Genomic DNA, 19,130 nt, shown 5'->3' with positions numbered 1-19,130 from the left:
AGCCCCTGCGCCAGTGGTCGCGCCACCGGTCAACGAGCCGGTGATCCGCACCGTCGGCGCGGTCAGCTATGTCTGCGGCGGCGTCGGCGAGGACGAGCAACGGCGGCTGGCCGCACGCCAGAAACAGTTCAACATGGGCGTGCTGTTTACGCAGGGCGCGACCGGTGAATACCTGGCCGATGTCGAGGTCCGACTGATGCGCGAAGGCCACGAAGTGGCGCGATTTCGTACCGAAGGGCCACGCTGCCTGATCAAGGCGCCGGAGGGCCGCTACAATGTGCACGCCACTTACAACGGCCAGCCCAAGTCCATGACCGTCGGCACCGGCACCTACGACGCGCAGTTGCGCTGGTAGCCATCCGGGCATCGCGCGCAGCGATGCCCGGTCGAAGGACCGCACCGGCTGGCCCACCAGTCCATGCGATCGACCAGCACCGGCCTTCCTTCTTCGCTTCCTTCGACGCTTCCCTCGACGCTTCCTTCGACGCTGTCGTCGATTCGATCCGCGGTGATTGACACGCGCCGGCTGCTGGTGGGCGCCCTCGCCCTGCTGCTGGCGGCCTGCGCCAGCACGCCGCCCTCGCGCCATGGCGGCCATGCCCGCAACACGCCGCGCGCGCCGATCGTCGAGCCGAGCGCCGGCCTCGAAGAGATCTCGATCCAGGCGATGTCGCTGGTCGGCACGCCCTACCGCTACGGCGGCAATACGCCCGATTCCGGCTTCGACTGCAGCGGCCTGGTCCGCTACGTGGTGTCGCGCGCGGCCAACGTCAATCTGCCGCGCACCACCGAGGCGATGGGCACGCGCGGCACGCCGCTATCGCGCGATCAGGTGGCCTCGGGCGATCTGGTGTTCTTCAACACCACGGGGCGGGCGAACTCGCATGTCGGCATCTACGTCGGTCAGAACCGCTTCGTGCACGCGCCGTCGAGCGGCGGCACCGTGCGGCTGGAGGACATGACCAAGTCCTATTGGGCGTCGCGTTACAACGGCGCGCGGCGCATCGCCAACGCCGCGGTACCGGTCGCGCCGAGCACGCCGGTTCCGCAGGCGGTGCCGGCTGTGCCCGTCTCCCCGCCGCCGCCCGCAGCGCCTTCGCCGGCGCCCGCCCCGGCGCCGGTCCCGGAAGACGACGATCCGATCGCCGCCTTCGCCAATCGCTGAGTCGCTTGGCCTTGGCCTTGGCCCACGGCACACTGAGCCGGTGGACCGGCGCCCAGCCGAAAAACGGAGCCCCAATGACAAAGGCCAGGCAAATGCCTGGCCTTGTCTTTCATCGCCTGCCCTTGCGGGCGAGCCTCACAGCAGATGCCGCCCGATCCACCAGGCGATCGCCGCCATGAAGGCCGACGCCGGAATGGTCAGCACCCAGGCCCAGACGATGTTGCCGGCCACGCCCCAGCGCACCGCCGAGGTCTTGCGCACCGAGCCGACACCGACGATGGCGCCGGTGATCGTATGCGTGGTCGAGACCGGCACGCCCAGCGTGGACGCGAGGAACAGCGAGATCGCGCCGCCCGTCTCTGCGCAGAAGCCGCCCACCGGCTTGAGCTTGGTGATCTTCTGGCCCATGGTCCGCACGATGCGCCAGCCGCCGAACAGCGTGCCCATGCCGATCGCGACGTAGCAGCTGACGATGACCCAGGTCGGCGGCGCGCTGTCGCTCTGCATCACGTGGCCGCTGGCGATCAGCAGCATCCAGATGATGCCGATGGTCTTCTGCGCGTCATTGCCGCCGTGGCCCAGGCTGTAGAGCGAGGCCGACACCAGCTGCAGGCGGCGGAACCAGCGGTCCACGCGCGACGGCGGCGTACGGAAGAAGGTCCAGCCGACCACCAGCATCAGCAGCGAGCCGAGCAGCATGCCCGCCAGCGGGGAGATCAGGATGAATGCCACGGTCTTCAGCAGGCCGCTGGCGACCAGTGCGCCGGTGCCCGCCTTGGCGACCGCCGCGCCCACCAGGCCGCCGATCAGCGCGTGCGAGGACGAGGACGGGATGCCGTAGTACCAGGTGATCAGGTTCCACGCGATCGCCCCGACCAGGGCGCCGAAGACCACATAGTGGTCGACGATATTGACGTCGATGGTGCCCGTGCCGACCGTGGCCGCCACCTTCAGATGGAAGACGAAGATCGCGATCACGTTGCAGACGGCGGCCAGCGCCACTGCGTGATGGGGCTTGAGCACGCCGGTCGATACCACGGTCGCGATCGAGTTCGCGGCATCGTGAAAGCCGTTCATGAAATCGAACAGCAGAGCGAGCGTCACCAGCAGGACGATCACCCACAAGCTCATTTGTACAGTCTGCATGCGGAGTTCCGGTGGGCGCGCTCAGGCGTTTTCCAGCACGATGCCTTCGATGATGTTGGCCACGTCCTCGCACTTGTCCGTGATCGTCTCGAGCTGTTCGAAGATGGCCTTCATCTTGATCAGCCGCTTGACGTCGGTCTCGTCGCGGAACAGCTTGGAAATCGCCCCGCGCATCAACCGGTCAGCCTCGGATTCGAGCTGATCGATCTGCTGGGCCGTCTTCAGGATCGTGCTGGCGTTGCCCATGTCCTCGAGCAGGCCGACCGCGATCTTGACCAGTTCGCAGCACTGCACGCAGATCGAGGCGAGCTTGCGGGCCTCGTCGGTCAGGCTGGTGACGTCGTACAGCGTGATGGTCTCGGCCACGTCCTCCATCAGGTCGAGGATGTCGTCCATGGTCGTGATCAGCTTGTGGATCTCGTCCCGGTCGAGCGGCGTGATGAAGGTCTTGTGCAGCAGATCGATGGTGTCGTGCGTGATCCGGTCCGCCTTCTTCTCGGTGGCCTGCACGCGCCGCGCGTGGGCTTCGGCATTGCCGAGATCGTTGATCAGCGTTTCCAGTTCGCGCGATGCAGTGACCGCGCAGTCGGCGTGCTGGTTGAAGTATTCGAAGAACTTGCCCTCGGTGGGCATGAATCGGCCGAACATGGCTGTTCCTTGTCGCGGCGCGCTGGCGCGCCGTCTCGTTGGGAATGACTGGATTGCGGGAGAGATTGCGCAACAGCCGGCGTTGCCGCCGGCTGTCACGGAAAAGCAATATTCTACAGGGTAGTCGGCGCGTGACGTACGCTTTGTGTGGCGCAACACGACAGCGCGCCACCCGCCTGCCGCGCCCGCGCGGTCAGGTATCGTTGTCGAAGAACGCCGGGCCGCCGCTGAAGTTGTCGAACTTGGTGAACTGGCCCAGGAAGGTCAGCCGCACGGTACCGATCGGACCGTTACGCTGCTTGCCGATGATGATTTCGGCGGTGCCCTTGTCCTGCGAGTCCGGGTTGTAGACCTCGTCGCGATAGATGAACAGGATCACGTCGGCATCCTGTTCGATGGCGCCCGATTCGCGCAGGTCGGACATCACGGGACGCTTGTTGGGACGCTGCTCCAGGCTGCGGTTCAGCTGCGACAGCGCGATCACCGGGCAGTTGAGCTCCTTGGCCAGGCCCTTGAGCGAACGCGAGATTTCCGAGATCTCGGTGGCGCGGTTCTCGCCGCCGCCCGAGCCCGACATCAGCTGCAGGTAGTCGATGATGATCAGGCCGAGCTGGCCGCATTGGCGCGCCAGCCGGCGCGAACGCGCGCGCAGCTCCATCGGGTTCAGCGCCGGCGTCTCGTCGATGAACAGCTGCGCGTCGTTCATCCGCTGGATCGCATGCGTCAGCCGCGGCCAGTCCTCGTCGAGCAGCCGGCCGGTGCGCAGGCGATGCTGGTCGAGGCGGCCGACCGAGCCCAGCATACGCATGGCCAGCTGCGTGCCGGCCATTTCCATCGAGAACACCGCCACCGGCAGGCCCTGCTCGACCGCGACGTGCTCGCCGATGTTCAGCGAGAACGCGGTCTTGCCCATCGACGGACGGCCGGCGACGATGATCAGGTCGCCCGGCTGCATGCCGCTGGTCATCCGGTCCAGGTCGAGAAAGCCGGTCGGCACGCCGGTGACATCGGTATTGGTGTCGCGGTGATAGAGCTCGTCGATCCGTTCCACCACCTGCGTCAGCAGCGGCTGGATCTCCTGGAAACCCTTCTGCCCGCGCGAGCCTTCCTCGGCGATCGCAAAGACCTTGGATTCGGCCTCGTCCAGCAGCTCGCGCACCTCGCGGCCCTTCGGCGCAAAGGCCGAGGTCGCGATGTCGTCGGCCACCGTGACCAGCTTGCGCAGCACCGAGCGCTCACGCACGATCTCCGCGTAGCGGCGGATATTGGCCGCGCTCGGCGTGTTCTGCGCCAGCGAGTTCAGATAGGCGAGACCGCCGACCTCCTCGGCCTTGCCGGCCACCTGCAGCATCTCGTAGACCGTGATCACGTCGGCCGGCTTGGTGTCCGAGATCAGCCGCGCGATGCTCTGGAAGATCATCCGGTGGTCGAAGCGATAGAAGTCCGCCTCTGACAGGAAATCGGCGATGCGGTCCCAGGCCGCGTTATCCAGCAGCAGGCCACCCAGCACCGATTGCTCGGCCTCGATGGAATGCGGCGGGACTTTGAGATTGTCGAGTTGGGGATCGGCGACGGGCGCGTTCATGGGGGGCAATTATAGCGGCCCGCCCGCGCATGGCCGAGCGAATCTCGGCCGGCGGAGGACCCGATGATGGTGGCGCCGCGCACAACGCGCATGCGTGCGGGCGCCACAAAGAAAAAAGGCAGAAGCGGCTGTCAGCCTGCTCCTGCCTTTTGCTGGCCTGGCCGGGCCGCGGCGGCGCGAACGGATGTCGCGCCGGTCGCGGCCGGCAGGCTTAGACGTGCTCGCCCAGCACCGAGACGGTGATGTCGACCGCGACGTCCGTGTGCAGCGACACGCTGATCGGATAGTCGCCGACCATCTTCAGCGGACCGTTCGGCAGACGAACCTGCGCCTTCTCGACCTTGAAGCCCTGGCCAGCCAGCGCTTCGGCGATGTCGGCGTTGGTCACCGAGCCGAACAGACGGCCGTCCACGCCCGACTTCTGCGTGATCTGGACGGTCAGGCCGCTCAGCTTCTCGCCTTCGGCTTGCGCGGCGGCCAGCTTCTCGGCGGCGGCCTTTTCCAGCTCGGCGCGCTTGGCCTCGAACTCGGCGATGGCGGTCTGCGTCGCGCGGCGGGCACGCTTGGACGGGATCAGGAAGTTACGGGCGTAACCATCCTTGACGCGAACGATGTCACCCAGGTTGCCCAGGTTGACGACTTTTTCCAGCAGAATGACTTGCATCGTGTTTTCTCCTTAGCGACCAGGCGATCAGTTCTTGTGCAGGTCGGTGTACGGCAGCAGCGCCAGGAAGCGGGCGCGCTTGATTGCCGTGTCGAGCTGACGCTGATAGTGCGCCTTGGTGCCGGTCAGACGAGCCGGCGTGATCTTGCCGTTGTCGCCGATGAAGTCCTTCAGCGTGTCCAGATCCTTGTAGTCGATCTGTTCGACGCCGGCCACGGTGAAGCGGCAGAAGCGCTTGCGCTTGAACAGCGGGTTCTGCTGCTGGAAGCGCTTCTTGTTCTTGTTGTCACGTTTGACGAATGCCATGGTTCAATCCTTTACGAATGCTTTACATCCAGTGATGTGAAAGACGAGAGCCTTGCTGTTGCGGTGCCTGCGGGCGAGAAAGCCTTCGCACTCGAGCACCGTGCCGAGCGGCGTGCGCTCCAGGTGCTGGCCGACCGGACCGACGCCCATCGCGGCGATCGCGAACTCGACCTGCCGCGGCGTCTGCGCCTCGACCACCTCGCCGCCGTATTGCAGAAGGCAATTGACGACGGGGACGCCGGCCGGCGTGTAGCGCAACGCGTCGCGCTCGACGAGGGTGGCGTGCAGCCTCAGCTGGTTCATCGCGCCACCGCCTCTCGCATGCCGCCCCGGTCATGCCGGAGCGAACCGCACACAGCAGACCGCACTCAGGCGGCCTGGCCTTCGCTGGTTTGCTGCGAAGCCTTGCGGGCTTCTTCGCGCTGGACTTCCTTCATCATCGGCGACGGGCCGGTCTCGGCCTTCTTCGTCTGGACGATCAGGTGGCGCAGCACGGCGTCGTTGAACTTGAACGCGTGCTCGAGCTCAGCCAGCGTGTCCTTGCCGCACTCGATGTTCAGGCAAACGTAGTGAGCCTTGGCCAGCTTCTGGATCATGTAGGCCAGTTGACGACGGCCCCAGTCTTCCACGCGGTGCACCTGGCCGTTCTGCGACGTGACCAGCGTCTTGTAACGCTCGATCATGGCCGGCACTTGCTCGCTCTGGTCCGGATGGACGATGAATACGATTTCGTAATGACGCATTGACGCTCCTTTTGGGATAAGCCGCCCGGGCGCCAAGTCCGGTGCAGCAAGGGTTAAATAGCCCGCGAGTATAGCCCGGAACGGCCACGGCGGCAAGCCGCATGAGGTCCCGGCTGGATCTGCGGCGCTCCGGCTTGCGCCGCCAGCCTCAGATCTGCGCGAAGAACTGCTGCAAACGCACCGGATCGCCGGCCAGCGCGGGATCGGCGCCAAGCGCCAGCAGCAGCGCGACCCGGGCCTTGTACGGATTCAGATCGCCGGCCGATACGAAGGCCCCTGCCGCCGGATTCGGCTGCGCCGGGGCAATCACATTACCGGCACCGGTGCGCGTGCTGCGCACCACCGCGACACCGGCGCGCGCCGCATCGACAAGCGCTGCCACCAGCGTCTCGTGGATCGATCCATTGCCGGCCGCCGCGACCACCAGGCCCCGCACTCCGCTGGCGACCAGCGCATCGACCACCACGCGGCCCGGCTGCGCATAGCTGGCGACGATCTCGACCGCGGGCCAGTTCTGCGGCAGCGGCAGGGCCTGCCGGGGCAGACGCAGCGGCGCACGCGTGAAGCGCACCAGCGCGTCCTGCACCAGCCCGATCGGCCCGGTGCCCGGAGAGGCGAACGCGTCGACGGCCGAGGTGTGCGCCTTGACCGCGTCGCGTCCTGCATGAATCTCCTGATTGATGACCACCAGCACGCCCTTGCCCGCCGCGTCGGGATGCGCCGCGACGCGTACGGCATCGAGCAGGTTCAGGGGGCCATCCGCCGACAGCGAGGTCGCCGGCCGCATCGCCGCGGTCAGCACCACCGGCACGCTGGCCACGCCGGCAAGATGCAGCAGCATCGCCGTTTCTTCGAGCGAATCGGTGCCGTGCGTGATCACGATGCCGGCCACGTCGTCCTGCGTGGACCAGTGGTGGACCCGCGCGGCCAGCCGCGCCCACAGGCCGAACGACATGTCCTTGCTGTCGATCTGCGCGACCTGCTCCGCCTCGATCCGCGCGACGTCCTTCAGCGCCGGGACAGCCTCGAGCAGTGCCGACACCGGCACGGTCGCCGCCTGATAACGCGCGCTGCTGGCGGCGCTGGACGAGGAACCGGCGATGGTGCCGCCAGTGGCAAGAACGATCACGCGAGGCAAGGTCATGGGCACGAGATATCCGTAAACAGGCGGCGATTGTACCCGCCGCGACGGCCCGCTCCCCTACGGTCTTGCCCTGCCCCGCAGCCCGACCGTCCGGCCCCGAAAGTGGACGAGGATGCAAATTCCTCTTGCACTTCGATCGATACTGTATAAAATCACAGCACACTGTTCAAACGTACAGTGTTGCACATGGCGGCCACCGACGGCCTGCACGCTTCGCAGCGCGCGCCACCGGCCGGACCGCCACCGGATACAACAACACGGACAAGCCATGGCGACTCTGACACCCCGGCAGCAGCAGATCTTCGACCTGATCCGCAACACCATCCGGCAGACCGGCATTCCGCCGACCCGCGCCGAGATCGCTGCGGAATTCGGCTTTTCGTCGCCGAACTCGGCCGAAGAACATCTGCGCGCGCTGGCTCGCAAGGGCGTGATCGAGCTGACGCCCGGCGCCTCGCGCGGCATCCGGCTCAAGGTCAATCGCAGCGACTCCGAAATGCCGGACCAGTTCTCGCTGCCGATGGCCGGCGTGATGCAGCTGACGCTGCCACTGGTCGGCCGTGTCGCCGCCGGCAGCCCGATCCTGGCGGCCGAGCATATCGACCGGCAATACCAGGTCGACGCCTCGGTCTTCGACGAACGCCCCGACTACCTGCTGCGCGTACGCGGCATGAGCATGCGCGACGCCGGCATCTTCGATGGCGACCTGCTCGCGGTCAAACGCGCGCAGGATGCCGCCAACGGCAAGATCGTGGTGGCACGCATCGGCGAGGACGTGACCGTCAAACGGCTCAAGCATCGCGGCGACGCGATCGAGCTGATCGCCGAGAACCCGGACTTCGCCAACATCATCGTGCGGCCCGGACGCGAGGAATTCTCGCTTGAAGGCATCGCCGTCGGACTGATCCGCCAGTCCGGCTTCTAGCCCAACGAAGCAATCCGGCAGGCGCCGCCGCCTTGGCGCCAACCTCAGTCATGCAGCCACACGAGCCGCAGGGCCCCGTGTTGCCGCAAGACTTCCGCTGACGCCTTACCGAAGAGGACCACCATGCTGCAAGCCGACCGCTCCCTGACCCGCTACCCCGTCAAGCCCACGCCGTTCCGCCAGTCCAAAGGTGTCCGCATCTACCAGGGCGCGCAGCGCCGCACCATGGTCGGCAGCATGGCCGCGATCTGCCGGATGCTCGAACTCGATCAGCCGGGGGTGAAGTTGAATGCGTGAAGTTGAACGCGTGAAGTTGATCGCGTGCGGTTGAGCGCGGGAGGTCTGGCGCGTGAATTCGAACGTGCGAGGCAAGCCGCGTTCGTGCGATCGCAGCGACAAGATCGACTGCGTTGAGCGCCTGCGCGCGCGTCCGCGCGAGACGCGGGATATGGCAGCCCGATCGAAAGCGACGGCTCTCGCGCATCGCAACAAACCTTTACAACTCGGACCGTGAATTCGTTGAGGCATGGCCTAGCCTGTTCCCATGCTTTTCGAAGGAGACGGCCATGCCTTCGTCAGACGACACCGTCAAGCTGCTTCGCCCCGGTCGCCGCACCATGAACTGGCACGACGTGGCGCTGATCGCAGCGGGTTGGATCGCCTTGTGCATGGGTGTCGGGTGGACGATCACCAAGGCCGCTGCAAGGCTGGTTTGAGGACCGACTTGAGGCGCTGGCCCGCCCGATGATGCTCGCCACAAAGCAAAACAGCCGCTCGATGAGCGGCTGTTTTGCATGGGATCTTGGGGTGGCTGATGGGACTCGAACCCACGACGACAGGAATCACAATCCTGGACTCTACCAACTGAGCTACAGCCACCGTAGCGCCGTCGTCAGTACTGCTCGACGGAAACCAAGATTATACAAACTTCGTTTGGCGATGGCTAGTACTACGCACAAAAATTTTCGTGCGTAGTCGAACGGCGCATCAGGACCAGCGGGCTTCGAGGCGGATCGCCTCGCGGATCGCCTCGATCGTTTCTTCCTCGGACTGATACGTACCAGGCAGTCTTCGGCTCCTGCCGTTCAGCACATCGGTCTGCAGTGCCGCGGCCGCGGCCGCATCCGTGCCGCGATGCCAGCAGTAGCGGGCGGTCCAGGTACCGTTCTGCAACCGCTCGACCACCCAGACGACGCGGAAGCCTTCGAACGCGACACCAAACAAGCCGTCTTCTTCCATTCCACCCTCCGAGGCCAGACCTTCTTGTCGTTTTTGGCTACATCTTGCCATCACCCGGTTGGGGGGTCACCTCTTTGCAGCAGGCAAACGAGAATGATTCGCGGGGACGTTGCTCGACGGCATCACGCCGGCAGCGGCAAGGCGGGAGGGAAACGGGGCGGACGGCGGAGGAAGGGAAAGCAGAAGGCGGAAGCGGCGGGGAAATGCGGTGCAAAAAAAAGTCCGCACACGGCGGACTCTTAAACTCTTGCGATCTCAATGCCCTGAAGGCAATTGCAATGTAACTGTCATCGCCGCCAAGCACTATTCGGGTAAACGAAAGGACCGGCGACCGACCCCGGACACGCCCGGCTCCAGGACAAAAAAAGCCCGCACTAGGCGGGCTCCAAAATCAGTTGAAGAAAGCCCTGTATTCGAGGGCACAGACAGTTTAAGAAAATCGGAATCGGCTTGGCTATCTAGGGGAATCCCTTTCCTGGTGCCTGCTATCGCCTGCACTGGCGCGGAAAGTGGCTGCAACGCGGCGGCACGGCGGGTGCGGGACCATGCCCGATTCGAAATTAGAGTCTGCACTCCAATCGGCGGCGGCCATCTACCGCCGCTCGACCGCCGAGCGCCGACTGCTCGGCTGCCGATCACCTGTCACCGGTACCGGTCACCGGCTCCTTGTCACGGACTACCGGTCAGCGACTGCCTGTCAGCGACTGCCTCTCCAGCAACGGCCCCTCACCGACTGCCGACTGCCGACTGCCGACTGCCGACTCCCGACTCCCGACTCCCGACTCCCGACTCCCGGCCGCCAATCATGCCGCCTGCAGCGGCCGCTCCGCATGCAGATGGCTACGCGCCTCCTCGAACAGCGCATCGACACCGTCCCGCGTACGGATTGCATTCATCCGGCGCGCGTCGGACAGCACACGCCGCCAGCCCCGCCCGCCGGGCACGCCGCGATACAGGCCGAGCATATGCCGCGTCGCCGCGCCCATATAACCGCCCCGCTCCACCAGATCGCCGATATAACGCTGCATCGCCAGTTCGGCGTCGAGACGTGAAGGCGACGGCGCGGTATCGCCGTAGTAGCGGCGATCCACCTCCGCCAGCAGGAACGGCTGGTGATAGGCCTCCCGACCGATCATCACGCCGTCGACATGCTGCAGGTGAGCGTCGATCTCGTCGTAGCGCGTGATGCCGCCATTGATCAGGATTTCGAGCTGGGGGAATTCCCGCTTCAGCTGGTAGGCCACCTCATAGCGCAGCGGCGGAATCTCGCGGTTCTCCTTCGGGCTCAGCCCTTTCAGGATCGCGTTGCGCGCATGGACGATAAAGGTCTGGCAACCCGCCTCCGCGATCGTGCCGACGAAATCGCGGACAAAATCGTAATGCTCGATCGTGTCGATGCCGATCCGGTGCTTGACGGTGACCGGCACCGACACCGCGTCGCGCATGGCGCGCACGCAGTCCGCCACCAGTTGCGGCTCGGCCATCAGGCAGGCGCCGAACGCCCCGCGCTGGACCCGCTCGGACGGGCAACCGCAATTCAGGTTGATCTCGGCATAGCCCCAGCGCTCCCCCAGGCGGGCCGAGGCCGCCAGATCGGCCGGCTCGCTGCCGCCCAGTTGCAGGGCGACCGGCTGCTCGGCCGCATCGAAGTCCAGATGGCGCGCGACATCGCCATGCAGCAGCGCACCGGTCGTCACCATCTCGGTATACAACCAGGTGTGGCGGCTCAGGTGGCGATGGAAGGTGCGGCAGTGGCGGTCAGTCCAGTCCATCATGGGCGCCACCGAAATGCGCCGCGGATTGACTTTCTGCGGACCTGCCGAAGCCGGCGCCGCGCTGGCGGCTAGCGATTCGGACATGACTTGGGTCGTCTATCCCGTCCTTCGACGGGAACGAGGAAAACCCGGAAGTTTACCACCCGGAGGCGCATCGCATCGCCCTCCGTCTTCACGCGGCAATGGGCGTCGGACGGGCCGCCCGGGGACAGCGCCGCCGCGCCGCCGGCGGGAGGCAAGTCGGCGCAGTGACACAAGCTGCTCCGCCCCTCAGCCCCCTCAGCCCCCTCAGCCCCCTCAGCGCCCTCAGCGCCCTCAGCCCCCTCAGCGGCTCAGCGGCTCAGCGACTCAACGGCTCAGCGGCTCAGCGGCTCAGCGGCTCAGCGGCTCAGCGGCTCAGCGGCTCAGCGGCTCAGCGGCTCAGCGGCTCAGCGGCTCAGCGCGCTCAGTCGTTCAGCCGCTGCTGCCGCGGCTGCAGTTCCAGCCCCAGCTTGACGAACAGGTCGAAGGCATCGGCCAGCAGGTGCTGCTGGCGTGGCAGCAGGCTCGAATACGGCATGTCGTAGATCGACTGGTGCGCGCCGCGGTTGCCCTTGAGCCCGCGGTCGCGGGCGATGTCGGACAGCAGCGCCGCGAAGCCGGACAGGTCTTCGGCGTCGATGGCGTGGTTCAGCACGGTGGCCAGCAACTGCGGCGAGGCAGTGGCCCAGCACCCGACCAGTTCGGCGTTGGCCGCACCTTCCGGGAAGTCGGAGGAATTGTCGCTTGCATCCATATCAGCATTGTCGGCGCGGTTTTCGCCATCTTTAGGCCTCCCCTACGAGAGTGGGGGCCGAGGCGGCGGCCGCGCCGTCACGGTCAGCTTGCGGCGTTGCGCTCCACCCAGGCCGCAAAGGTCGTCAGGAATTTGCCCAGAAAGGCACGTGTCGATTCATTGCCGATATTGCCCTGCGCATCGAACAGCTTGTCGACACCACCGATATAGGCCTCCGGCATCTGGAGCACCGGCACATTGAGAAACACCAGCGACTGGCGCAGATGGTGGTTGGCGCCAAACCCGCCGATGGCGCCCGGCGAGGCGCTGATTACCGCCCCCGGCTTGCGATCCCAGGCGCTCTGCCCATAGGGACGCGACCCCACGTCGATGGCATTCTTCAGCGGCGCGGGCACCGAGCGGTTGTACTCGGGGGTCACGAACAGCACCGCGTCGGCGCGGCGGATCCGGTCGCGGAAAGCGGTCCAGGCCGCCGGCGGGTTGTCATCGTCGTCCTGGTTGTAGAGCGGCAGCTGACCGATCTCGACGATGTCGAGCTTGAGCTCGGCCGGGGCCAGCTGCGCCAGCGCCAATGCCAGCTTGCGATTGAAGGAATCCTTGCGGAGACTGCCCACCAGTACCGCGACGTCGCGTGGAGTGCTCATCGTGCTTCCTTTTCTGAGAGAGACGGGGAAAGGAAAGACTGCCGAAAAACGGCGGGACCGGCCATCTCCGGCCGGCGCCCAGACCACACTCTAACCCGATGTGGCGTCGGCCGTGCGCGCGCCTGCCCGAGGCATCGGGCGCGCACCCAGCCCGCACCGGCGCGCGCGTCCGCTCAGGCCTGCAATCCGGCCAGCGGATGCGCCTCGGCGCGCCACGGACTGTCGAAGAAGGCGAGCACCTTGTTGCGCTCGACCTCGTCGAGCCGGGCCGGCCGCCACTTCGGCGCGTGGTCCTTGTCGATCGCCAGCGCACGGATGCCCTCGACGCCGTCGCCGTAGCGGAACACGTCATGCATCATGTCGAGCTCCATGCGCAGCTCGTCCTCGAGCGCCATGGTCCGCGCGCGGCGGATCTGCTCCAGCGTCACGCACAGCATCAGCGGGGAGCGGGTACGCAAGGCGGCGGCCGTCTGAGCGGACCAGTCGTCGCTGGCATCGCTGACGATGGCAACGATCTGCTGGACCGTGGCGGCGCCGAAGGCCCCGTCGATTGCCTCGCGCTGGCGCGCCAGCATGCTCGCGGCCGGATCGCAGGCGGCGCGATGCCCGGCGCTGCAGGCATCGATCGCGGCCAGCACTTCGTCGCCACTGGCAAAGTTGCCGGCGCGCAGCGACGCCACCAGCTCGGCCAGCGCGTTGCTCGGCACGAAGGCGTCGGCCAGGCCGGCGTACAGCGCGTCGGCCGCGTGAATCACGTTGCCGGTCAGGCCCAGGTACTCGCCCAGGCGGCCCGGGGTGCGGGCCAGGAACCAGCCGCCGCCCACGTCCGGAAACAGCCCGATATTGGTCTCGGGCATCGCCATCTTGGTGCGCTCGGTGACCAGGCGCCGCCGCGCGCCCTGCGAGATGCCCATGCCGCCGCCCATCACCACGCCGTCCATCAGCGCGATATAGGGCTTCGGATAGCGGTGGATCTTGTGATTGAGCGCGTATTCCTCGACAAAGAACTGGTCCAGCGTCGGATCGCCGGCGAGCGCGGCCTGATGGAAGAAACGGATGTCGCCGCCCGCGCAGAAGGCCTTGCCGCCCGCACCGGCGACCACCACGGCGACCACGCCGGGATCGGCCGCCCACTGGTCCAGCGCCTGCGTCAAGGCGCGCACCATGTCGAGCGACAGGGCATTGAGGGCCTGGGGCCGGGTCAGCGTCAGATAGCCGACACCGCCGACGACTTCGGTTGCAACAAACTCGGTCATGTCTCCTGTTCCTGTGGTGACGAAATGCAGGCCGCCACTGTACACCAGCCATGCCGGCCCGCAGTCCGTAACGCCGGGAGGATACCGAGGTATGCCAGGGGACCCCGGGGATGTCTGGGGATGCCGGCCAATTCAGGCAAGTCGGAAACGCGCCATCAGGCCGGTCAGCCGCTGCGCCTGGTCCTCCAGCGAGGTCGCCGCGGCGGCCGCCTCTTCGACCAGCGCGGCATTCTGCTGGGTCATGCCGTCCATCTGCGTGACCGCCTGATTCACCTGCTCGATGCCCTGCGACTGCTCCATCGAGGCGGCGCTGATGCCGCCGACGATCGCGCTGACGCGGCGCACCGCGCCGACGATGTCCTCCATCGCGCGGCCGGCATCGGCGACGATATCGCTGCCGGCGCGAACATTGCGCACCGATTCGTCGATCAGCCCGCGGATTTCCTTCGACGCGGTCGCACAACGCTGCGCCAGATCGCGCACGTCGCCCGCCACCACCGCGAAGCCGCGGCCATGCTCGCCGGCACGCGCGGCCTCGACCGCGGCGTTCAGCGCGAGGATGTTGGTCTGGAAGGCGATCTTCTCGATCACGTCGATGATGTCGACGATCCGGTTGGCGCTGGCGTCGATTGCCCGCATGGTGCCGACCACGCGCGTCACCGCTTCCCCGCCCCGCTCCGCCAGCCCGCTGGCGTCGCCCGCCAGCGCATTCGCTTCGCGCGCATTGTCCGCGGTCTGCCGTACCGTGCCGGTCAGTTGCTCCATGCTCGAGGCGGTCTGCTCGAGCGAGGCCGCCTGCTCTTCGGTGCGCTGGGACAGATCGGCGTTGCCCAGCGCGATCTGCCGGCTCGCCGCGGCGATGGCGTCGGCGCCGGTGCGCACCTCGCCGACCATGCCCGCCAGACTCGCTTCCATCCGGGCCAGCATGGCGAGCATGCGGCCGGTCTCGTTGCGGCTGGCCTCGTTGCGGCCGACCTCGTTGCGGCTCACCTCTTGTGCGATGCCGGCCCCGCTATCCGCAGCACGATGACCCTGCTGCCCGGGCGTATCGAGGGCGCGCGCCGCGCTCAAATCCCCACGCGCGATCCGCTCGAAACGCGCGATCGCGGTCTCGAGCGGGCCGACGATCGAGCCGCGCAGCCGCCACGCAAAGATGGTGCTGAACGCCAGGCCCAGCGCCAGCAGCACCAGCGACCACGCGCGCAGCTTCGCATAGCGATGTTGCGACTCCTGATAGACGGACTCGGCCGCTGCCGTCTGCAGCTTGTTCAGCTCGGCATTGGCCGACGTGAAGGCGATATCGAGCTTCGGAATGGTCTCGAGCACCAGCGCCATCACGCGCTCGCGATCGCCCGCCTTCAGCGCGGCGATCATCGGCTCGACCCCTTGCTTGTGCAGCGCCTCGCGGCGCGCCGACACCAGCTCGGCAGCGCGGTCTTCCTCCGTGCCGCGCGGCAGTGCCAGATAGGCCTTCCACGCCGTCTCCGAGGCCCGCGCGAATCCGGCCGCGGTATCGGCACGCGCCAGCGCATCGGCCGGATCGGTGGCGAACGTCGCCTGGTCGAGCAGCACGCGCACCAGCAACTGGTTTGCGCGCGCCTCGGACAGATGCATCGCGGCGGCCAGCTGATGCTGATGGATCTGCCGCGTCGCGTCGTTGCTGCGCGACATGCCGAGCCAGCCAAAGGCGCCGACGATCAGCAGGATCAAATTGGTAACGACAATGAGGCTCCACAATCTGGCGCCAATGGTGGTGTTGCGAAACATTCCAGCTCCCCGTTCTTATCGTGCGATCACGGCATGTTTGCCGCCCCGCTATCAACGGCGCGCCGGCGCGTTCCTTGACGGCATGGAAAGGAAAGACTGTGTATCCGGCGGATGCACGAATCGGATCGCCCATCGCGCATTGCCCATCGCGCATTGCCCATCGCGCATTGCCCATCGCGCATTGCCCATCGCGCACTGCCCATCGCGGCCGGCTTATCGAAGCGGACGATGGGCCGTAGAATCGCCGGATACCATCGTCGGAGAGCCACCATGACCGTCAAGCGAGTCGTCGCAAACATCGCCGCCCCGAACATCGAGGCGGCCCAGGCCTTCTATGGCGACCTGCTTGGCATGGCAGTCGTGATGGATCACGGCTGGATCCGGACCTATGCGACCGGGCAAGACACCACGCCGCAGATCAGCATCGCGACCGAGGGCGGCTCCGGTACCCCGGTGCCCGATCTGTCGATCGAGGTCGACAACCTCGACGAGGTCCACGCCAGGGCCGTGCAAGCGGGCTTGCGGATCGAATACGGCATCGCCGAGGAGCCCTGGGGCGTGCGGCGCTTCTTCGTGCGCGATCCGTTCGGCAGGCTGGTGAACATCCTCTGCCACCTCTGAGGACGGCGTCCTCCCCGCCTCGGCGCCCACAAACGACAAGGGCCGAGTCCCGTTCACCACAGGACTCGGCCCTTCCCCTTGCGGGCAACGTATCGCTTGCGCTTATGCGCCTTCGCGCGACGCGCGCTTGCGCTCGTGTTCCTTCAGGAAGCGCTTGCGCAGGCGGATGCTCTTCGGCGTAATCTCGACCAGCTCGTCGTCGGCGATGAATTCCACCGCGTATTCGAGCGTCATCTGGATCGGCGGCACCAGGCGCACCGCTTCGTCGGTACCCGAGGCGCGCACGTTGGTCAGCTGCTTGCCCTTGATCGGGTTCACGACCAGGTCGTTGTCGCGGCTGTGGATGCCGATGATCATGCCTTCGTACAGCGGGTCGCCCGGCTTGACGAACATGCGGCCGCGATCCTGCAGCTTCCACAGCGCGTAGGCCACGGCCTCGCCATCGTCCTGCGAGATCAGCACGCCGTTGTGGCGCTCGCCCAGGCCGCCCTCGCGCACCGGCGCGTAGTCGTCGAAGATGTGCGAGATCAGGCCGGTGCCGCGCGTCAGCGTCAGGAACTCGCCCTGGAAGCCGATCAGGCCGCGGGCCGGGATGCGGTATTCCAGGCGGGTACGGCCCTTGCCGTCCGACGCCATGTCGAGCAGTTCGCCCTTGCGGCGGCCCAGCTCTTCCATCACGGCGCCCTGGTGGCCGTCCTCGACGTCGACCGTCAGCAGCTCGTACGGCTCGTGCTTGACGCCGTCGATTTCCTTGAACACCACGCGCGGGCGCGACACGGCCAGCTCGTAGCCTTCCCGGCGCATGTTTTCCAGCAGGATGGTCAGGTGCAGTTCGCCGCGGCCCGACACTTCGAACACGGTGTCGTCGCCGGTTTCGGCCACGCGCAGCGCCACGTTGGACTTCAGTTCGCGGTCCAGGCGTTCGCGCAGCTGGCGGCTCGTGACGAACTTGCCTTCGCGGCCCGCCAGCGGCGAGGTGTTGACACAGAAGTTCATCGTCAGCGTGGGCTCGTCGACCTTCAGCATCGGCAGCGCGTCCTGCGCGTCGGGCGCGCAGACGGTGCAGCCAATACCCAGTTCCTCGATGCCGTTGATCAGCACGATGTCGCCGGCCTCGGCCTCGGGCACGATCTCGCGCTCCAGGCCGCGGAACTTCAGCACCTGGTTGATGCGGCCCTTGATCGGGTTGCCCTCGGGGCCGAACTTGACCACCACGTCCTGCAGCGGACGGGCGCGGCCGCGCGAAATACGGCCGACGCCGATCTTGCCGACGTAGCTCGAGTAGTCCAGCGAGATGATCTGCAGCTGCAGCGGACCGTCCGGGTCGTCGTTACGGACCGGCACCTTGTCGAGCACGGTCTCGAACAGCGGCTTCATGTCGCCGTCGCGCACATCCTCGGTGAGGCCGGCGTAGCCGTTCAGGCCCGAGGCGTAGATCACCGGGAAGTCGAGCTGCTCGTCGGTCGCGCCCAGCTTGTCGAACAGGTCGAAGGTCTGGTTGATGACCCAGTCCGGACGGGCGCCCGGACGGTCGATCTTGTTGATCACGACGATCGGCTTCAGGCCCAGCGCCAGCGCCTTGCGCGTGACGAAGCGGGTCTGCGGCATCGGGCCTTCGACCGCGTCGACCAGCAGCAGCACGCCGTCGACCATCGACAGCACGCGTTCGACCTCGCCACCGAAGTCGGCGTGGCCCGGGGTGTCGACGATATTGATATGGGTGCCGTTGTACTCGACCGCACAGTTCTTCGCCAGGATGGTGATCCCGCGTTCTTTTTCCAGGTCGTTCGAGTCCATCACCCGCTCCGCAACCTGCTGGTTCTCACGGAAGGTGCCTGCCTGGCGCAGGAGTTGGTCCACCAGGGTGGTCTTGCCATGATCGACGTGGGCGATGATGGCGATATTGCGGATTGCGCGGGTCATTGCGGCTCTCGCTTGCAGCTGGGCATCAAAAATTCAACCCGCCATTCTAGCATGTTGCGACGCAAAACTGCGGGCGGCCGTTCGGTCTGTCTATCGCGTTGCTGCAAGGGCTTGCAGCGCACTATTTCCAAATCAGAAATGACGAATTGACGTTCTTGCGGTTTTCTCAGCACGTGCATATATTTGCCACGACAAAGATTGCATAGGCAAATGATGAACGCCCCGGGCACCGACGACACCTTCCCCTTCGATCCCGCCTCCTATCGGATCTGCGACAGCGTCGGCTATCTGATGGCGCGGGCCAAGGGCGAACTGTCGCGCGACGTCGAGCAGGAGGTCGGCGCGCTGGATATCACGCACGCCCAGGCCTCCTGCCTGGTGATGCTGGCTCACGGCCGCGCCCGTACGGTGACGGATCTGGGCCGGGAGCTGAACACCGATATGGGCTCGGTCACGCGCCTGATCAGCCGCATGGAAAAACGCGGCCTGGTCGAGCGGCAGCGCAGCGACGCCGACCGGCGCATCGTCGACCTGCGCGTCACGCCGGCCGGCCACGCGCTGGTCGACCAGCTGCCCGCGATCTTCTGCCGCGTGCTGAACCGGCGCTTCCGCGGCTTCACCGAGGCCGAGATCGCCCAGTTCCGCGACATGTTGCAGCGGGTGATCGCCAACAACACCGGATAGCGCCCTAGCCAGCCTCCCGCCGCCAGCCGGCCAGATTCGCCGCCGCGGTCCGTGCCATCGGCACCCGACCGCCGCCCTCGCATTTTCGGCATTTCGTTGTCGCCCAACATGAACCATCAA

22 protein-coding genes and 1 tRNA gene are annotated in these 19,130 nt (G+C 66.4%); 7 read left to right on the top strand and 16 right to left on the bottom strand.

The annotated features are described in order from the left end of the window. Together AC6EI8_RS14305 and AC6EI8_RS14300 are read left to right on the top strand one after the other, a co-directional pair. Positions 1-355, top strand: a 355-nt coding sequence (locus AC6EI8_RS14305; RefSeq protein WP_498382222.1) for a hypothetical protein, incomplete at its 5' end; no start/stop codon positions are given. Positions 356-418: 63 nt separating this feature from the next. Beyond that, positions 419-1,165 carry a C40 family peptidase gene (locus AC6EI8_RS14300; protein WP_149319090.1) on the top strand — a complete coding sequence of 249 codons (747 nt, stop codon included), beginning with the start codon at positions 419-421 and terminating at the stop codon, positions 1,163-1,165. A gap of 135 nt (positions 1,166-1,300) precedes the next feature. On the opposite strand, the gene AC6EI8_RS14295 is transcribed toward AC6EI8_RS14300, so the two are convergent. The 8 genes from AC6EI8_RS14295 to AC6EI8_RS14260 all read right to left on the bottom strand — a co-directional run bounded on the left by AC6EI8_RS14295 (position 1,301) and on the right by AC6EI8_RS14260 (position 7,401). Then, positions 1,301-2,311 (bottom strand): inorganic phosphate transporter, encoded by a 1,011-nt coding sequence (locus AC6EI8_RS14295; RefSeq protein ID WP_149319091.1) that lies wholly within the window; start codon positions 2,309-2,311, stop codon positions 1,301-1,303. A gap of 21 nt (positions 2,312-2,332) precedes the next feature. Further along, positions 2,333-2,959: a DUF47 domain-containing protein gene (locus AC6EI8_RS14290; protein ID WP_006575384.1), complete on the bottom strand. Its 627-nt coding sequence runs from the start codon at positions 2,957-2,959 to the stop codon at positions 2,333-2,335. A gap of 193 nt (positions 2,960-3,152) precedes the next feature. Continuing rightward, entirely contained in the window at positions 3,153-4,544 is a 1,392-nt protein-coding gene (locus AC6EI8_RS14285; protein ID WP_149319092.1) for a replicative DNA helicase, read from the bottom strand. A gap of 211 nt (positions 4,545-4,755) precedes the next feature. Continuing rightward, positions 4,756-5,208, bottom strand: coding sequence for a 50S ribosomal protein L9 (gene rplI, locus AC6EI8_RS14280; protein ID WP_149319093.1), 453 nt, complete (start codon positions 5,206-5,208; stop codon positions 4,756-4,758). A 27-nt stretch (positions 5,209-5,235) separates the two neighbouring features. Beyond that, entirely contained in the window at positions 5,236-5,514 is a 279-nt protein-coding gene (gene rpsR / locus AC6EI8_RS14275; protein WP_006575387.1) for a 30S ribosomal protein S18, read from the bottom strand. A gap of 3 nt (positions 5,515-5,517) precedes the next feature. Continuing rightward, positions 5,518-5,817, bottom strand: coding sequence for a primosomal replication protein N (gene priB / locus AC6EI8_RS14270; RefSeq protein WP_498382221.1), 300 nt, complete (start codon positions 5,815-5,817; stop codon positions 5,518-5,520). 65 nt (positions 5,818-5,882) lie between these two features. Next, the gene (gene rpsF / locus AC6EI8_RS14265) at positions 5,883-6,257 is read right to left on the bottom strand and encodes a 30S ribosomal protein S6 (protein WP_149319095.1); all 375 of its coding nucleotides are present in this window, start codon (positions 6,255-6,257) and stop codon (positions 5,883-5,885) included. 148 nt (positions 6,258-6,405) lie between these two features. Next, the gene (locus tag AC6EI8_RS14260) at positions 6,406-7,401 is read right to left on the bottom strand and encodes an asparaginase (protein ID WP_498382220.1); all 996 of its coding nucleotides are present in this window, start codon (positions 7,399-7,401) and stop codon (positions 6,406-6,408) included. 268 nt (positions 7,402-7,669) lie between these two features. Between AC6EI8_RS14260 and lexA the strand changes: the two genes are divergently transcribed. The 3 genes from lexA to AC6EI8_RS14245 all read left to right on the top strand — a co-directional run bounded on the left by lexA (position 7,670) and on the right by AC6EI8_RS14245 (position 9,042). Further along, positions 7,670-8,326 (top strand): transcriptional repressor LexA, encoded by a 657-nt coding sequence (gene lexA / locus AC6EI8_RS14255; protein ID WP_149319097.1) that lies wholly within the window; start codon positions 7,670-7,672, stop codon positions 8,324-8,326. A 123-nt stretch (positions 8,327-8,449) separates the two neighbouring features. Next, positions 8,450-8,623, top strand: a complete 174-nt coding sequence (locus AC6EI8_RS14250) for a hypothetical protein (RefSeq protein ID WP_023265037.1) — start codon at positions 8,450-8,452, stop codon at positions 8,621-8,623. 269 nt (positions 8,624-8,892) lie between these two features. Further along, positions 8,893-9,042 (top strand): hypothetical protein, encoded by a 150-nt coding sequence (locus AC6EI8_RS14245; protein WP_190286435.1) that lies wholly within the window; start codon positions 8,893-8,895, stop codon positions 9,040-9,042. A gap of 87 nt (positions 9,043-9,129) precedes the next feature. On the opposite strand, the gene AC6EI8_RS14240 is transcribed toward AC6EI8_RS14245, so the two are convergent. From AC6EI8_RS14240 to AC6EI8_RS14210, 7 genes are all read right to left on the bottom strand, one after another. Then, positions 9,130-9,205, bottom strand: a tRNA-His gene (locus AC6EI8_RS14240). 108 nt (positions 9,206-9,313) lie between these two features. Next, positions 9,314-9,565, bottom strand: a complete 252-nt coding sequence (locus AC6EI8_RS14235; RefSeq protein WP_149319098.1) for a hypothetical protein — start codon at positions 9,563-9,565, stop codon at positions 9,314-9,316. A gap of 803 nt (positions 9,566-10,368) precedes the next feature. Next, on the bottom strand, positions 10,369-11,424 hold the full coding sequence (gene dusA / locus AC6EI8_RS14230) for a tRNA dihydrouridine(20/20a) synthase DusA (protein ID WP_498382219.1): 1,056 nt from the start codon (positions 11,422-11,424) through the stop codon (positions 10,369-10,371). A 361-nt stretch (positions 11,425-11,785) separates the two neighbouring features. Then, positions 11,786-12,115 (bottom strand): hypothetical protein, encoded by a 330-nt coding sequence (locus AC6EI8_RS14225; RefSeq protein ID WP_149319100.1) that lies wholly within the window; start codon positions 12,113-12,115, stop codon positions 11,786-11,788. 83 nt (positions 12,116-12,198) lie between these two features. Continuing rightward, on the bottom strand, positions 12,199-12,759 hold the full coding sequence (locus tag AC6EI8_RS14220; RefSeq protein ID WP_149319101.1) for an NADPH-dependent FMN reductase: 561 nt from the start codon (positions 12,757-12,759) through the stop codon (positions 12,199-12,201). Positions 12,760-12,932: 173 nt separating this feature from the next. Further along, positions 12,933-14,015 carry an enoyl-CoA hydratase/isomerase family protein gene (locus AC6EI8_RS14215; RefSeq protein ID WP_149319102.1) on the bottom strand — a complete coding sequence of 361 codons (1,083 nt, stop codon included), beginning with the start codon at positions 14,013-14,015 and terminating at the stop codon, positions 12,933-12,935. A gap of 132 nt (positions 14,016-14,147) precedes the next feature. Then, positions 14,148-15,782 (bottom strand): methyl-accepting chemotaxis protein, encoded by a 1,635-nt coding sequence (locus tag AC6EI8_RS14210; RefSeq protein WP_498382218.1) that lies wholly within the window; start codon positions 15,780-15,782, stop codon positions 14,148-14,150. A gap of 270 nt (positions 15,783-16,052) precedes the next feature. On the opposite strand from AC6EI8_RS14210, the gene AC6EI8_RS14205 reads away from it, so the two are divergent. Further along, positions 16,053-16,403, top strand: coding sequence for a VOC family protein (locus tag AC6EI8_RS14205; RefSeq protein WP_149319104.1), 351 nt, complete (start codon positions 16,053-16,055; stop codon positions 16,401-16,403). A 102-nt stretch (positions 16,404-16,505) separates the two neighbouring features. Here the strand turns inward: AC6EI8_RS14205 and typA are convergent, their stop codons facing one another. After that, positions 16,506-18,326, bottom strand: a complete 1,821-nt coding sequence (typA, locus tag AC6EI8_RS14200; RefSeq protein ID WP_023264592.1) for a translational GTPase TypA — start codon at positions 18,324-18,326, stop codon at positions 16,506-16,508. Between the two features lie 210 nt (positions 18,327-18,536). Here typA and AC6EI8_RS14195 point away from each other — a divergent pair, with 210 nt between their 5' ends. Further along, complete coding sequence (locus AC6EI8_RS14195) at positions 18,537-19,010, top strand: MarR family winged helix-turn-helix transcriptional regulator (RefSeq protein ID WP_149319105.1); 474 nt, start codon at positions 18,537-18,539, stop codon at positions 19,008-19,010. Positions 19,011-19,130 lie beyond the last annotated feature (120 nt).

This window comes from Cupriavidus sp. R6-3, from assembly GCF_059772245.1.
Note: the sequence above shows the minus strand (reverse complement) of the source record. Positions and strands in the feature narration are given on the sequence as shown.